Consider the following 15,340-nt stretch of genomic DNA (forward strand, 5'->3'; position numbering starts at 1 on the left):
TCGCTTTTACCGGGGGTCAAGGAAAATTGATCGGGCTGAGGGGAAACCCGACCGCGCCTTAACTCGTTTGGAACGATCTGCCCGCGCGCAGCGTTCCTGTTAGGGAACGACCGAAGGGAAAATAGACCTTGCTCAGCGATGCTTGGATCCGAACCTATTGTGGACCGGCACCGGGGCCGGAGGACTTTTGGTTTCGCTGGAACTTCGATCCGCTTCTTCTGGCCGCTCTGTCTTTGCTCTTCTTCGTTGTCCTGCGCGCGCGCAGCCGCCACGGGATGGCCGCCGTGGGGGTTCTGGTGCTGGCCTTCGTCTCGCCCCTCTGTGCGCTTTCCTCGGCTCTGTTTTCGGCGCGGGTGGTGCATCACGTGCTGCTCTTCGCCGTCGCCGCGCCGCTGTTGGCCCGCGCATGGCCCTCGCGGCGGGCGGGTGGTGCGATGGCGGCCTTCGCGGTCTCGACCGGGGTGCTTTGGGGTTGGCATCTGCCGGTGGCCTATGACCTCGCGCTCTCGCATGTCGGGGTGTACTGGCTGATGCAGATTAGCCTGCTCAGCGCTGCCCTGTGGTTCTGGCGCGCAGTGTTTGCCCCCGGCCGCACGCCTGTTGAGGCGCTGACCCTGCTCATCGCCGGTTTTGCGCAGATGGGTCTTTTGGGGGCAATCCTGACCTTCGCGCCCGAAGCGCTTTATGCCGCCCATGCCGTTGCCCCCATGGACTGGGGCTTCTCGCCGCTGGCCGACCAACAGCTTGGTGGTATCCTGATGTGGGTGCCTGCGGGACTGCCCTATGCGGTCGTCGCCGGGGCCGTGGCACGGCGCGGATGGGCGACCCTGCGGGCGGGCTCCGCGTGAGCGGCTGGTTCCCGCTTCTCATCACGCTCTTCAAAGGCGTGCATATCGCCGCGCTCATCCTGTGGTGCGCCGGGCTGCTTGCCCTGCCCCTGATGCTGTCCCGCCATGATCCCGCTGGCACGGCGGAAGAGTACAGTCGCATCCGCCGCGCCACTCATACGACCTATGCCATCCTCGTCACCCCCGCTGCTGTCGTGGCGGTGGTGGCGGGCACATGGCTGATCTTCTTTCGCGAGGTTTTCGTCCCTTGGCTCTATGCCAAACTGCTGTTTGTCGCGGTGCTTGCCGCCGCCCATGCTTGGATTGGGCATCTGGTGGTGCAGGTGGCCGAGAAGCCAGAGAAACACCGCCTGCCCCCATCCTACCTGCCGATCACTGCCGTCGGCATCCCCGTCATCGTGATCCTCATGCTGGTTTTAGGCAAGCCCGACCTCTGGGACTTCCCCCTGCCCGGCTGGCTGCTTGAACCGCGGGGCGGTCAATTGCCCTTCGACGTGCCCAAACGATAATCAAAGACCAATTTGCCCCCATGCCAACCCGTAAACCCCACCATCACCGCGCCCAGCCCCGACAGGAGGATGCCGTAAGGCAGCACCGCCGCCTCATAGCCATAGAGCCGGTGGCCCCAATTCGCGCCCAAGACCGCCAGCAAGGTCACGGCGATGATCGCATGGGTCCAAGCGGCAGCGCGGGAGCGGATGCCGCTCACAAGCAAAAGCTCGGCAGCGCCGGAAAACCCCGCCAGCACGCCAAAGAAGAACGCCGTCCCCGCCGCCCAGAGGGCCGCCCGCGCCCAAAAAGCATCGCCGGTCCACCAATAGAGCAGATCGGCCCCCAGCAGGCAGAAGGACAGCGCGATGGGAAAGGCCACGCTCATGGCGTGGATCGGGTGGCCCTCAAGCGCGATGCGGGTCTCGGTCTCTTCATAGCCGGGCTGAGAGGCGATCGGGTCGATCAACCGGTCCTCGCCCGTCTCATTGCTTTGCTCGCTCATCGGGGCGGGCTCCTTCGGGGGGTGATTGCAGGGACAACGTGCGGTGTGCTGATTGGTTGCAGCGGCGATCTGTCGGTGGTCGATCCGGCGGGCCCGGCGGCGCGCGCCATCGCGACGTTCTGGTGGGTGATGTTCATCGGCGCGGGGCTGATTCTCGCGCTGGTGGCGGCACTGGTGATCGGCGCTTTCAGGCCACCCCGGCAGGCGGAGAATGCCACGCGGGATGAAAAGGTCTGGATCATCGGTCTGGGCCTGTGTTTCTCCATCGCAGTCCTCGCGGCCTTGCTGGCCTATGGTCTGGTCACCGGCGAGCGGCTGATGCCCCGCGCCGCGGCGGATGTGGTGCGGGTCGAGGCCGAGGCCCGACAATGGGCTTGGCGCTTTTCCTATGACGACCGCCCCGGCCATGTCACCGAGAACCTGCTGCACATCCCTGCCGGGCGGCCCGTGGATGTGGCGATCACCAGCCGAGATGTGGTGCACAGCTTTTGGGTGCCGCGTCTGGCTGGAAAGCTGGACGCCATTCCCGGCCATGTCAACGTGCTGCGGATCGAGGCCGATGCCCCCGGCACCTACCAGGGCCTGACCGCCGAGTACAACGGCGCGGGCTACAGCCGCCATACCTTCTCGGTCGAGGCCCATGACCCGGCGGGCTGGGCCGCCTTTACCGCGAAGGAGACGCCATGAACGCGCTGCGCCGTCACCGCAAGCTGGATGCGATCTGGGCCTCAGAGCCGGGCTGGAAGGGCTGGACCAGCAGCGTGAACCATTCCGACCTCGGGCGGATGTTTCTCTTTACCGCCTTCTTCTTCTTCCTTGTCGGCGGCGTGCTGGCGATGCTCATCCGCGCGCAACTGGCGACACCTGATTCCGCTTTTGTGGATGCCGGTGCCTTTGCGCAGTTCTTCACCATGCATGGCACGATCATGATGTTCCTCTTCGCCATTCCCACCTTCGAGGGGCTGGCGATCTATCTGCTGCCCAAGATGCTCGGCACCCGCGACCTCGCCTTCCCGCGGCTCACCGCTTACGGCTACTGGTGCTATGCCTTCGGCGGCGCGATGTTGCTGGTGGCGCTGTTCTTCGGCATCGCGCCCGATGGTGGCTGGTTCATGTATCCGCCGCTGACCGGGCCGCTGCATTCGCCCGGCATCAACACCGATTTCTGGCTGATCGGCATCACCTTCGTCGAGATTTCCGCAATCTGCGCCGCCGTCGAATTCACCGTTTCGATCCTGAAATATCGTGCCCCCGGCATGTCGCTCGACAAGATGCCGATCTTTGCTTGGTACGCGCTGGTCACTTCGCTGATGATCCTCACCGGCTTTCCGCCACTGATCCTCGGCTCGGTCCTGCTTGAGGTTGAGCGCGCCTTCAGCCTCCCGTTCTTCCAAGCCGATCTGGGCGGCGACAGCCTGCTTTGGCAGCACCTGTTCTGGCTGTTCGGCCATCCGGAGGTCTATATCATCTTCCTGCCCGCCGCCGGGGTGATCTCGACCGTGATCCCGGTGATGGCGCGCACGACGCTGCTGGGCTACGGCTGGATCGTCGCGAGCGCTTTGGCGCTGGCCTTTCTCAGTTTCGGGCTCTGGGTGCACCATATGTTCACCACCGGCATTCCGCATATGGGGCTGGCGTTCTTTTCGGCCGCCTCGACGCTGGTGGCGGTGCCGACGGGGGTACAGGTCTTTGCCTGGATCGGCACCATGTGGAAGGGCCGGCCCGAGTTGCACATGCCGATGCTGCACATCCTCGGGTTCTTCGTCACCTTCATCATCGGCGGGCTGACCGGCGTGATGGTGGCCGTGGTGCCTTTTGACTGGCAGGCCCATGACACCGCCTTTATCGCCGCGCATCTGCACTATGTGCTGTTCGGCGGTTTCGTCTTTCCGATGCTGGCGGGCATCTACTACTGGCTGCCATTGGTGAGCGGGCGCAAGCGGCTGTTCCGGCTCGGCGAATTGGCCTTCGCGCTGATCTTCGTGGGTTTCCACGGCACCTTTCTGGCGATGCATTGGGTCGGCCTGCTGGGCCAGCGCCGCCGGATCGAGACCTATGACGCCGAGACCGGCTGGGGGGTCATCAACTTTATCTCTTCGGTCAGCAGTTTCGTCATGGCGATCGGCCTTGCGATGGTGCTGGTCGACATTATCATCCACAGCTTCGTCGCGGTGCGCGGGCCGCGCAACCCGTGGCGGGCCGGGACGCTGGAATGGGCCGGCATGTCGCCGCCCGCTGCCTATAACTTCGCCAGCCTGCCGATGGTGGGCGCGCGTGCCCCGCTTTACGACACCCCGGATCTATCCAACCGACTGGCCAAGGGCGAAGGCTACCTCGGCGCGCCCGATGTGGCCCGGCGCGAGACCCTGATGGTGGATGCCGCCAGCGGCCGCCTCGAGGCGCTGGTCATCTATCCCGGCAACACACGGCTGCCGATCCTGATGGCGTCGGTGACGGGCGGGTTCTTCCTGTCGATCCTGCTCAAGCTCTTTTGGCTCACCCCGCTGGCTCTGGCCGGCGTGGCGGCCTTGGCGCTGGTCTGGGTCTGGCAACTGGGCGCGCGGGACGATCAAGGGCCGCAGAAAGTCGGGCGCGGCACCTTGTTGCCGCTGGCGAACGAGAGCGACAGATCGCCGGGCTGGTGGGGTTCGACCTTCCTGCTGATGGCCAATGCAACCTTCTTCGGCTCCCTCCTCTTTGGCTATGCCTTCCTCTGGACCGTCGCGCCCGGCTGGCCCCCAGCCCAATGGCTCGCCCCCTCTTGGGTCGAGCTTGCCTTCGGCATCGGTGCAGCGCTCGTCGCCGCCTTGGCCCAGCACCTGAGCGCCCGCCGCAACCGCGCGGGCACCCCGCCGATGATCGCCCTTGCCCCCGCACTGCTGGCCACGGTTGCCACGGCAGTGGTGTTCGGGGTCCTGCTGCTGCGCCTGCCGCCCCCTGACGGCCATGCCTATGCCGCAACGCTGATGATCCTTTCGGTCTACGGGTTGACCCATGCGCTGCTCGTTCTGCTGATGCAGGGCTTTCTGATCTTGCAGGTCCAGTGCGGCTATACCTCGCCGCGGCGCCGGGCGGGTTTTGCCGTTGTGGCGCTCTGGTCGGATTATCTGGCGGCGATCACGGTGCTGATCCTGCTCGCGGCCCATTTGCCGGGAATGATCGCGTGAAAGAGCTTGTCCGCATCCTGCTGCCGCTGCTGGTCTGGCTGGCCAGTTTCAGCGCGATCTACGGACTGCACGGTTTGGGCTGTGCTTTCGGTTGGACCGAAATCGCCTTGTCCGGCCTGTCACTCTTTCGATGGACGTCATTGGGAGCGTGGCTCGCCGCCATTCTGGTGCAACTGCTTCTACTTCTGGCGGTGAGAAAACGGCTTTCTGGTTCGACCCTTGATTTCTACCGGGTGGGAAACTTGGCAACTGCCTGGTCGGGTGTAACGGCAACCGGTTGGACCTTGTTTCCCCTCGCCGTGTCATCAACCTGTGGGTAGAGCCGATCCTTACAAGGGAAACTCGATTCTCAAGTTCAAACCCTTGGGGTCGAATTTTGTTTCCAATCTGCCGTTGAGCTGCTGCTCTACCTGACCTTCAATAAGAACGTATCCGAAGCCGTTTCGCTTCGGTTCGCTCGTCTCCGGTCCATCACGCTCCCGCCATTCGAGAGTCAGGCGGTTATCTGTCAAGTTCCACCTCACTTCGAGGGTGCCGCGGGTGTTGGAAAGCGCGCCATATTTGATCGCGTTGGTAACAAGTTCATGGATGACCATGCTGACCGCCAATGCCTGGGCTGGCTGCAGGTTCACGTTCGGTCCACTGACGTGGATGCGGTCCTGCTCGAACGGTTCGGTTTCCGTCTGAACGATGTCCCGGACCCCGACCGTGGTCCAGGAGCGTTCGGACAACAGGCTGTAGGCACGCGCCATGCCGTGCAACCTGTTGATCAGCGTATCCAACACCTCAGGCGGGATGTCTTTCCCCCTGAGGGACGTCTTCACGATGGTGATGATCACCGCCAGCATGTTCTTGACGCGATGGTTCAGCTCAGCGATCAGGATTTTCTGGTGCTCTTCTGCTTGCGCGAGCGATGTGACATCGACCAGAGTGACCACCGCGCCCTCGACCGTCTCATCGGCACCCAGATAGGGGGTGATCCGCACCAGATAGTGGGTCTTCGTCTGGGAACGCGACAGACGGTGTTCATAGATCGACCCAGACTGGAACACTTCGCGGATATGATCCCTGAGTTCGGGATAATCGCTGACGCTGGACAGTTCCGACAGCGGTCGCCCGAGGTCCGCCGCCCGGAGATAGAACAGCTCTGCCGCGGCGGGCGTAAAGTTGCGGATAACTAGGTCGCCATCCAGAAAGACCGTGGCGATCTGGGTCGATTCGAAGAGGTTGCGCAGATCGGCGTTGGCGCGGTCCAGTTCCTCGATCTTGCCGTTCAATTCGGCATTGATCGTGTTCAGTTCCTCGTTCAGGGACTGCATTTCTTCCTTCGAGGCCTCAAGTTCCTCATTGGTGGATTGCGCCTCTTCGTTGACCGATACCAGTTCCTCGTTCGACGATTTCAATTCTTCCAAGGCGGTCTCATATTCCTCGACGGTGGATTGCAGGCGCTCGCGCATCTCGCGCACTTCATTCTCTGCCGCTTCGCTTCTCCGGCTGTCCTCCGTGGTTCCAGCACCGGAATCCGGAGCCGAGATTTCAGCCGGCTCGAAAAAGACGATGAACAAGGGATCCCGCTCACCTGTGCCTCGCAGAGGTTCCACGGTCAGATTCAGGCGGCTCAAGTCCCCTGAGGCAGTGAGGATCGAAAGGTCACGCCGGACAGTCGCTCGCCTGCTGTCGACCACCTGCCGCAGGGCAGCGCGCAATTCCAAGCGCACGTCGCGCGGCACCATATCCAGAAGGTGACGCGAGGGGGCACCTCGCGGCAGTTCCAGCAAACCGCCGGTGCCGCCCGAGACGAAAACAATTTCACCGTCTTCGCGCACAACGGCGTGGGCGGGCGTGTAATGTTCAAGGATATGCCGTTCGACCTTGTGGCGCAGCTGGATATCGGACAGCCCCTGCTCGTGGGTGCTTCCCTCTCTCCTGTCGGAAATCCGGTTCATCATGCCGGCCGGGTTCCAGCGCCGGTCAGGACGTTCGATTGCCTGAAATATCCGGCTTTGCTTCTCCACCGTGCGGAACAGGTCGGCATACTGGCTGATGCTTTCCGACGTTCCGAGGAACAGGTAGCCATCCGGCTTCAGCGCATAGTGGAAGGTAGGAATGACTTGCCGCTGCAGTTCGGGACCGAAGTAGATCAGAAGATTGCGGCACGACACCATGTCCATGCGCGAGAACGGCGGATCGCTGATCACATTGTGGGGCGAAAAGATGCACATCTCGCGCACCTTCTTGCACACCACATAGCTAAGCCCGTCGCGATGGAAGTATTTCTCCAGCCGCTCCTTGCTGACCTGACGCAGCAATTGTTCGGGATACCGGCCCTGCCGTGCGACGGCGAGTGCCGGATCGTCGATGTCCGTGGCGAAGATCTGCACGGGCGCAGTGATGGCGTTTTCCTCCAGATGCTCGCTGATCAGGATAGCGAGAGAATAGACCTCTTCGCCGGTGGTGCAGGCAGGCACCCAGACCCGCACCGGGTTCTTGGCGTTCCGGTTCCCGCAAATCTGGGGAATGACCTTGTCCGCAAGAACCTTGAAGGCCTCAGTATCGCGAAAGAAATTGGTGACGCTGATCAACAGGTCGCTGAACAAGGCGCTGATCTCATCCTCGTCCCGGGACAGCAGGGTGCAGTATTCTTTCAGATCGCCGATCTGTCTGACCTGCATGCGTCGCGCGACACGGCGGAAGAAGGTCTTGCTCTTGTAGCCAGAGAAATCATGGCCGGTCTGTTGCAGCAGGATCCTGGAGATCGCCGCCTGCACCTCCGACGGCTCTGCTTTGTGATCGGCATCGGCGGATATGACCAATGCGTCCGGCGTCGCGCGACCGTCATGAATTTCGAGCAGCTTCTCCGCCATCTGCGCCGCGGGAAGGGCAAAATCCACGAAGCCCGTGGCGATGGCGCTTTGCGGCATTTCCGGGTTGAGAGGTGGATTTCCATCTGCAACCTGGGCGAAAGTCACGCCGCCCTTTTCCTTGATGACCTTGACGCCAAGCGTTCCGTCACCATCGCCCCCCGATAGCACAATGGCGGCGGCGTTTTCCTTCTGGTCCTCTGCCAGAGAGCTGAAAAAGATGTCGATGGGTTTGTGTTCGCGGCTGCTTCGTGTGCTTTCCATCAACCGCAGCCGGCCGTCCTTCATCAACAGGAACACCCTTTCGGGCATGACGTAGACCGTGTTCGCCTCGACCCGTTCACCGTTTTGCGCAACCTTGACTTGCATCCCGGTTTTCTGGGCCAGCACTGTATGCAGCAGGCTTTCCCGATCCGGGTTGAGATGGGTCACCACGACAAAGGCCATCCCGCACCGCGACGGGATCCCTTCGAACAGGTGCGACAACGCATCGATACCCCCGGCAGAGGCTCCGACACCAACAACGAGTGGCAGATCAGTAATCATGCGGGTCACGCTACGGTTTTGTTGTGCTGAAATCCACAAGGGACTGCTCCTATGCTGATGCGCGGATATCGGCGCATTCTCCTTTCTAGCTCGCCGGATCGGCAGGTTGCTTAAAACGCTTTAATGAGCGCGATCACGAAACGGAGAACCTGAATGAGTCGGTCGGCATCATGTCGGCGACTCACCTGGAGGAGAGATATCAAATGAACAATCAAGATCATCACCATGAGCCTTCCCGCTATGACGAGCGCGGTCAGCACGGTCGCGACGACTGGGATCAAAACCGTGATTGACAAGGGTCGCGTGGACGGGGCCCGTATCAGGATCAGGACGACTATCGCTCGCGAGGAGAGCAAGGAGGCGGTGGCCAAGGCAACTACGACCCATCACCACGCGGTGGACGTGATCAGGGCGGCTGGAGCGGTGAACGTCCCGGCCAATCCGGCCAGAACTACAGATCGGAACGTGGCCAGTATGATTCCGGTTACGCGCAAGGCGGCCAGGGCGGCTACCAAGAAGGTGGCTATCAGCAAGGTGGTTACCAGCGGGGTGGCTACGGCGGCGGGTATGATCGCGGGCAAGGTCAATATGGGTCGAACCAGCGCGGCTATCAGCAGTCCGGTCATCAGGGATCATCCTGGGATCAAGGTGGCTCACGGGGTATGCAGGGGGGCTACGAGAGTGGCCAATCACACCGCGGACGGGGACCGAAGAACTATCAACGCTCGGACGATCGGATTTGCGAAGACGTCTGCGATCGCCTGTCAGACGATCATGATGTTGATGCCTCCGACATCGACGTTTCCGTTTCCAATCGCGAGGTCACACTATCCGGTGAGGTCGATTCCAAACAAGCGAAACGCCGCGCGGAGGATTGCGCGGATTCCTGCTCCGGCGTCGAGCACGTCCAGAACAATCTGCGTGTGAAGAAGTCGCAATCCGGACGGAATGACGACCAATCAGATAAGCCGAAGACCAAGTAATTTCAGCGGCCGTTACATTTCAGCAGGTCAGGCTACGCTCAACGAGCGTAGCCTATTCTGACTTGAGGAAGCGAAAGTCAGTCCAGCCCCGACACTTCTCCCTGACTTCCGGAAACCCGTTTAACGGCACCCCGATCTCCGTATTCCTCTTTCAAATTCAAATACGATCCTTCCGAAAAACCCATTGGTTCATAATTTATCAGGGTCTGCATATCTGCCAAGCGCCGCAACAAGACCTTGCTGCCCTTGCGTTCGATGAAACCCTCATCGGATAGCTGGCAGAGCACTTTGCTGACCGAAACATTGGTCAACCCGATGAGATCGCCAATTTCTGACTGGTTGAAAGGGATTTCAATGACAGCGGATGTAGTCGTGACTGAACTGGAATACCGATCATGCAGCATGAGGATAAGCCAGACTACCCTGTGTCGCGCCTCCATGCGGCCTACAGCAGTGAGCGTCCGCATCAGGATCGATTGAATTTGAGCCGATTTTTGCAGCAAATATGTCATGATGCCCGGGGTGGAAGACGATAATGTCGCAATGGCCGTGAACGGGATCGGCAGAATCACACAGTCTCCCAGACTGCGCATCGAACAGCTGACGCTTTCGGTGCCGAAATCGGCAAGACCAGCAATATCGCCCGCTTGATGCAAAAAGAGGATTTGCCTTTGCCCATCTGCAAGCACGGCGTAGGAGTAGGCCCAGCCTGATCTTATCAGATACATTGATCTTGATCGGTCACCCTCATGCTGGATATCAACTTGTGATCGGAAGGAAATCGGCTCAATATTACATTTGCGCAAAGCTGAGCATATTTCAGCATCAACTGCGGTCGGCACTTCTCCTCTGCAGAAATCCAGTAGACGCGACATTCCTTCCCCCACGTCAACGTTCTATTCATTTAACGATCTTTTATCTTAAATTGTTCCTGAGATGCTGATGACGTCAACTCCACAGGCATCCCCACCGCTTAATGGAACAGCTAACTCGTAATTGCTGCAGGGAAAGTAATGCATGGCAAAACCTCAGCCGGCCGGGTCGACCTAATAACGAATCTTTTGGTTCGGTCGACGCAATCTGGCTTAGTGGGCGGACAGTGAGAAGCGCTTTTGGGTTGCTATCAGGTATCCGTTTAGCGGATATAGCGATCCCAAGTGCCGTATCTGTTAGACACCGGCCCACGTGGAATACTAAAGCCGATAAGCGCAAGCCCACAGAGAAGGGAAAAGCCTGTGGCCCCCCAACCTACGTCGGCTACGAAGGGTGTAAATAGCAGCACAGTACCTAAGAGCGCATTTAGGAGCCTAGCCAGTCGTGCGACCGGCGCGAGCGCCGTTACCGAGAAAGTGATAGCCAGCGCTCCCACGATATGGTTCGCCGCAGCCGCCCCACTGCTCCACGGGATCATCAAAGGAGACAGCATCAGTATCAATCCTATTGCCATCGAGGCCAGCAAGGTCCAAGGGAAGGTCATGCCACCCGAGACCATTTCACTCACGATCGCGCGGGGGCTACGCTCGAAGTCGTCCATCCAGGTCTCGTTCGGTCCTTCATCAGTATCGCCGGTAAAGAAAACGCGTAGCCACGGCTGGCCCGCTCGATGACGACGGCGTAGGAACTGATAGGTCGCCACCAGCTCATCCAATGAATAGGGTATCTGCCAAACCATCGCCGCCGCGGCTATCAAGGCCAACGTCGAATAAGTGCCGATGACGATCGGCTGGATCACGATGAAAAAGATGGAAATAGCTCCCAAGGGCACGATCATCACCCCAAAGAGGACCACTAGCCAGGGCATTGTCCGCCAGCGCCGGGCCGAGCCAATCGCACCCACCAAGATCTCAAGCGCATAAGTTAGTGCGCCAATTCCGGCATCAGGTACGGGCCACGCCTTTGAGACTGAGGATGTGATGATTTCTTCGGTACCGTTCTTCGCAAGGGTAGTGCCGGGAAAGAACGGTTCCCAAACATGCGCGATGCCACCCAGCTGGTACCCGGTCAGATAGCGCGAGATCAGCAACCCTACCACTGCCAGCATGATGACCGGCAGCCGTTGGAACCAGTCAGAGGGTGAATAGTCCCAGCCCTTTGGAATGGTTGGCCCGGTTTGGGCAGCGACAGGCGAGACACCAGGCACGGGGGGAAAGCAAAGAGCGAAGGCAAACGCCAGCATTCCTACAACAGTGTTGTTAAGATAGGCTGCAGCGCTCTCGCTCCAGAAAACAAGCGGCGCAAAAAGTATCCAGCAGGCCAGTCCGGCGGCAGCGAACCGTGCCCAATGCAGACGCCAAGACAATGATAGAAAGCCAAGCGCGGTGAGCAGAAAGCCCGCAACGACGTTGGACCAAGCTAACCACGCGCCGGCATGACCCAGCAAGGGTGGAGCAGTGAGCAACCACAGGCCCAACCCTGCGTTTGCCCATCCTGTCCACAAATGTGCGCGATGTTGAGCCCGATAATCCTTTTCGTGGGCCTCTCGCAGGGTTTCCGGGTTAAGTGCTTTATCTTCAGCAGCCTTCAGCCAAGGGGGCGGAGTGATGCCATTGGCATTGTACCAGCCCAACGGATCGCGCTTCAGTGCGGAGATGAGTACCGGTAACTTGCCGGCGATACGTTCCTGCGGTGACCAACCCAGTAACTCCCGCGCCTTGGAGATATCCAAAGCAAAATGATCCGACGCCATGTCAATCATGAATGGTCGGATGAAAGGCTTCTCACCTTGGTCCAAGGCGTCGGGAACTACAGGTTCCGACTTTGTCTCGAGCGCAGCACCCAACTTGGCCACCGGGGCAGGTACCACCAGCGTCTCCCAAGTGTCTTCCCCGTGGATCAAGCCGCCAATCTGGTTCTGTAGGGCGCCATAGCTCATTGTATCCGGCTCACCGGCAAGGATCACTTCACCGGGCGGAATGTCGCCGCGGCGATCCACGGTGGATTCAAACAGGCGCAGCATGTCGTCAACATGAATAAAGGCCTGCCCCGCATCGCTGTTCCCCGAAAATACATGACTCTTTATGTTGCGCTCATAGATCCGCGCAATCTGATGACTGAGCGTCGGGACCGCTTTTTCGTCATCATAGAGCCCTGCCAAGTGCAAATATACGGTGGCCATATCTGTCGCCTCTTCGGCGATAATCTGTTCAGTGCGAGCCTTCGACTGTGGATAGGCCCAAGATGGTGAGAGCGGCGTATCCTCGGTGATCCTTGTGCCGGGGCGTCCTGCGGCGTGGACTAACATTGTGCCGGAATAGACAAACTGCGTTACGTCTAACTTTTGCAAAGCGCGCAGAAGGTTCCGGGTGCCGTCTTCGTTTACCGACTTATATTGAGGACGTTCTTCTCCACTAAAGTTGAAATAGGCTGCAAGATGAATGACCGAAGCAATGTGCTCACCGACCGTTTGTCTTAACTCGTCAATTGCGCGCTCCACCGAAGCACTGTCTGTAAGGTCGAAGCCAATCATGGTCTCGTCACGTTCCGCGCCATCAGGACGGTCAAGACCGATTACCCGATATCTTCGGGAAAGCGCTTTTCGCAGCCTCCGTCCGATATTCCCTGCAGCACCGGTGATCACGACAACCGGCTTATCTTGGGGCATCGTTTTTCCTCCTCCTTGTCCTTTGGACTACCAACCGTTTGGAAGAGTTTTTGTTCACCGTTAAACGTTTCAGTCTTCATGTCGGACATCAGAAATCACACTCAACCGTACAGGGCTTAGAGTACGAAAAATGCACCGACCACGCATTAAAGTACGCCGCAGCTTAATCGCGCTCTCATTGAAAATGACTTCAATGAAGCTTACCCTAATAACACAAGCAAAAAGGAGTTCATGGTGAAACAGAACGAATTTGACGAAAAGATTCACGAGCTGGAGGAAGCATTGGTTGAGCGTCGGTCCGCTCTCGGACGGTCGAGAACTTCAGAAGCCGAAGATGAAAAGCTGTTGGCTCTTCAAAAGAGGACCGAGACCCTTTGCGAAGATGCGAGAAAGCCGTGTGACCAAGATAGGAAACTGGAAATCATCCGCTTGGCTAACGAGTTACTTCTCGAACTACGTCAAAATCCTATTGCTTGAATCTCGGTGAAACCGACGTCGCGTACTTATACAGCTTGCCCAACTGGGCGGATTTGAAGCTCCATATCTAATAGAAGAAGAAACATCTTACCGAGAACCACTGAACGAGTCATGAACTAGGAGAAAGTTGGTGCGCTTATGCACCATTGGAAGTGTGTGTAGCCGTTCGGGTTGTTATCGCTGCGAAGCTCTGGTGCCTGTTCCTGCCTGTTTTTGAAAGCATATCCTGGCGTCAGATAAGATATCTGTCAAATGGCACGAATCCGGTTGTCATTCCTATAGAATCGCATAGATCAGCGCGATAGGTGAAATTTGTCTCACCTCCAGTCCATGACCTTTCTTAGGGTCTGGAAAGCTGCGGCGGCCCGTTCCCCTTAAAATACCCCGGGTGCGCCGTCGCATTTCATTTGCCTCAATAAAAACTTTGAATAACCCTATTCATTTAGACTTGCGCGATTATCTTAGAGCCGTTCTTTTTTTGACTGAATGGGTAAGCGGACATAGTGCCGCGTCTGAACATTCGGGGTGAGCCCGTATCTAATTTCCCCGCCCATATTTTTGACCCGTTCTTAGGAGAACCCAACGGGGGGCAGGATTACATCGCAACAGCATGCCACGAGCTTGACAAATTCCCGGTTCATCACTGCTCACCGAAACTCTGCATCTCAATCCGGAAAGGTCTATGTACACATGGACTGTTTCTCCAGATCAGGTGCCCATAGGTTACCGACTACCAAAATGCGCAGGATTTCTCTCATTCCGACACCGCGCGGAAACCTTACCGGCTGAGCGAACATTGACCCTTCGTAGCTCTAATCTTTTTAACGCCCCGCCTTCTGGGGCCGTACAATATAGGAATGCGCTATGACAGATCAGAATTTCGGCGCTCTCGACAGCCCGCAAAGCCAGCCCGGTCAAGAACACAAGATGGACCCCGCGCCCGAGTATATGCCGCGCTACCCCGGTTCGGATCGGCTAAAGGATAAAGTTGCGCTTATCACCGGGGGTGACAGCGGGATCGGCCGGGCCACAGCGCTGCTTTATGCGCGCGAAGGGGCGGATGTCGCCATCGTCTATCGCAACGAAAGCCGTGATGCCGAAGCGACGCAACAGTTAGTTGAGGCCGAGGGCCGCCGGGCGCTGTTGCTGGAAGGAGATGTAGGCCGGAAAGACTTTTGCGAGGATGCCGTGCGCCGCACGATGGAGATTCTTGGCAAGATTGACGTTCTGGTAAATGACGCCGGCGAACAGCACGCACAGGAGAGACTTGAAGACATTGAGGAAGCCCAGATTGAGCGTACGTTCCGCACAAATATCATTGGCATGATCTTGATGACGCAGGCGACGTTGCCGCACCTGAAAAAGGGCGCGCGGATCATCTGTGTCACTTCGATAACGGCCTATAAAGGCCAAGATTTGCTGCTTGACTATGCCTCGACCAAAGGGGCGATCCTGTCCTTCTTACGTGCCATGGCAAGTAAGCTTGCGCCCGAGGGTATCTTGGTCAACGGCGTGGCGCCGGGGCCGATCTGGACGTCCCTGATCCCGGCCTCTTTTCCCGCCGACAAGGTTGAGGAGTTTGGTCAGAACACCCCCCTTGGGCGGCCCGGCCAGCCGAATGAGGTTGCGCCCTCCTTGCTGTTCCTCGCCTGTGAGGACTCATCCTACATGAGCGGGCAAGTACTGCACCCGAACGGCGGCACGCTGGTTGGAGGATAAACCATTTGCCCATTGCCCTGCGCGGTATGGCGAACTGCCGCCGCGCGGGCGGGGATATAACTTTCCACACCAAGAAGAATAAGGGCCGTTTCAGCTTAGCGGTTTGAAACTCATCGGGAAGGTCTGTCGCTTAGATCAAATTTT

The 15,340-nt window shown here is 58.8% G+C and carries 13 protein-coding genes; 8 read left to right on the plus strand and 5 right to left on the minus strand.

Annotated elements, in window-relative coordinates; translation table 11 throughout:
* Positions 1-128: 128 nt before the first annotated feature.
* Positions 129-848 (plus strand): cytochrome c oxidase assembly protein, encoded by a 720-nt coding sequence (locus K3759_RS19505; protein ID WP_259986296.1) that lies wholly within the window; start codon positions 129-131, stop codon positions 846-848.
* Positions 845-1,357, plus strand: coding sequence for a CopD family protein (locus K3759_RS19510; RefSeq protein ID WP_259986298.1), 513 nt, complete (start codon positions 845-847; stop codon positions 1,355-1,357). Before K3759_RS19505 ends, K3759_RS19510 begins: the two co-directional genes overlap by 4 nt.
* Here K3759_RS19510 and K3759_RS19515 read toward each other — a convergent pair.
* A complete protein-coding gene (locus K3759_RS19515; RefSeq protein ID WP_259986300.1) occupies positions 1,327-1,842 on the minus strand; it encodes a DUF2231 domain-containing protein in 516 nt (171 codons plus the stop codon). The two genes, K3759_RS19510 and K3759_RS19515, sit on opposite strands and share 31 nt — an antisense overlap.
* 45 nt (positions 1,843-1,887) lie before the next feature.
* Here K3759_RS19515 and K3759_RS19520 point away from each other — a divergent pair, with 45 nt between their 5' ends.
* Genes K3759_RS19520 through K3759_RS19530 form a run of 3 tightly spaced genes read left to right on the plus strand, consistent with a single transcriptional unit; the run spans position 1,888 to position 5,329 of the window.
* The gene (locus K3759_RS19520) at positions 1,888-2,529 is read left to right on the plus strand and encodes a cytochrome c oxidase subunit II (RefSeq protein WP_259986302.1); all 642 of its coding nucleotides are present in this window, start codon (positions 1,888-1,890) and stop codon (positions 2,527-2,529) included.
* Complete coding sequence (gene ctaD, locus K3759_RS19525; protein WP_259986304.1) at positions 2,526-5,009, plus strand: cytochrome c oxidase subunit I; 2,484 nt, start codon at positions 2,526-2,528, stop codon at positions 5,007-5,009. Before K3759_RS19520 ends, ctaD begins: the two co-directional genes overlap by 4 nt.
* Positions 5,006-5,329 (plus strand): hypothetical protein, encoded by a 324-nt coding sequence (locus tag K3759_RS19530; protein WP_259986306.1) that lies wholly within the window; start codon positions 5,006-5,008, stop codon positions 5,327-5,329. The genes ctaD and K3759_RS19530 overlap by 4 nt, the downstream gene beginning before the upstream one ends.
* 9 nt (positions 5,330-5,338) lie before the next feature.
* Here K3759_RS19530 and K3759_RS19535 read toward each other — a convergent pair whose 3' ends face one another.
* Together K3759_RS19535 and K3759_RS19540 are read right to left on the minus strand one after the other, a co-directional pair.
* Entirely contained in the window at positions 5,339-8,455 is a 3,117-nt protein-coding gene (locus K3759_RS19535; protein WP_311199025.1) for a CheR family methyltransferase, read from the minus strand.
* Between the two features lie 347 nt (positions 8,456-8,802).
* On the minus strand, positions 8,803-9,042 hold the full coding sequence (locus K3759_RS19540) for a hypothetical protein (RefSeq protein WP_259986308.1): 240 nt from the start codon (positions 9,040-9,042) through the stop codon (positions 8,803-8,805).
* A 36-nt stretch (positions 9,043-9,078) separates the two neighbouring features.
* Between K3759_RS19540 and K3759_RS19545 the strand changes: the two genes are divergently transcribed.
* Positions 9,079-9,399 carry a BON domain-containing protein gene (locus K3759_RS19545; protein WP_259986310.1) on the plus strand — a complete coding sequence of 107 codons (321 nt, stop codon included), beginning with the start codon at positions 9,079-9,081 and terminating at the stop codon, positions 9,397-9,399.
* A 77-nt stretch (positions 9,400-9,476) separates the two neighbouring features.
* Here the strand turns inward: K3759_RS19545 and K3759_RS19550 are convergent, their stop codons facing one another.
* Both K3759_RS19550 and K3759_RS19555 read right to left on the minus strand, forming a co-directional pair.
* Positions 9,477-10,274, minus strand: a complete 798-nt coding sequence (locus tag K3759_RS19550) for a Crp/Fnr family transcriptional regulator (protein ID WP_259986312.1) — start codon at positions 10,272-10,274, stop codon at positions 9,477-9,479.
* Between the two features lie 260 nt (positions 10,275-10,534).
* On the minus strand, positions 10,535-13,000 hold the full coding sequence (locus K3759_RS19555; protein ID WP_259986314.1) for an NAD-dependent epimerase/dehydratase family protein: 2,466 nt from the start codon (positions 12,998-13,000) through the stop codon (positions 10,535-10,537).
* A 234-nt stretch (positions 13,001-13,234) separates the two neighbouring features.
* Here K3759_RS19555 and K3759_RS19560 point away from each other — a divergent pair, with 234 nt between their 5' ends.
* Together K3759_RS19560 and K3759_RS19565 are read left to right on the plus strand one after the other, a co-directional pair.
* Complete coding sequence (locus tag K3759_RS19560) at positions 13,235-13,477, plus strand: hypothetical protein (protein ID WP_259986315.1); 243 nt, start codon at positions 13,235-13,237, stop codon at positions 13,475-13,477.
* 864 nt (positions 13,478-14,341) lie between these two features.
* A complete protein-coding gene (locus K3759_RS19565) occupies positions 14,342-15,196 on the plus strand; it encodes an SDR family oxidoreductase (protein ID WP_259986316.1) in 855 nt (284 codons plus the stop codon).
* The last annotated feature ends 144 nt before the right edge of the window (positions 15,197-15,340 follow it).

It is taken from the genome of Sulfitobacter sp. W027 (assembly GCF_025143985.1).
GTDB lineage: Bacteria > Pseudomonadota > Alphaproteobacteria > Rhodobacterales > Rhodobacteraceae > Sulfitobacter.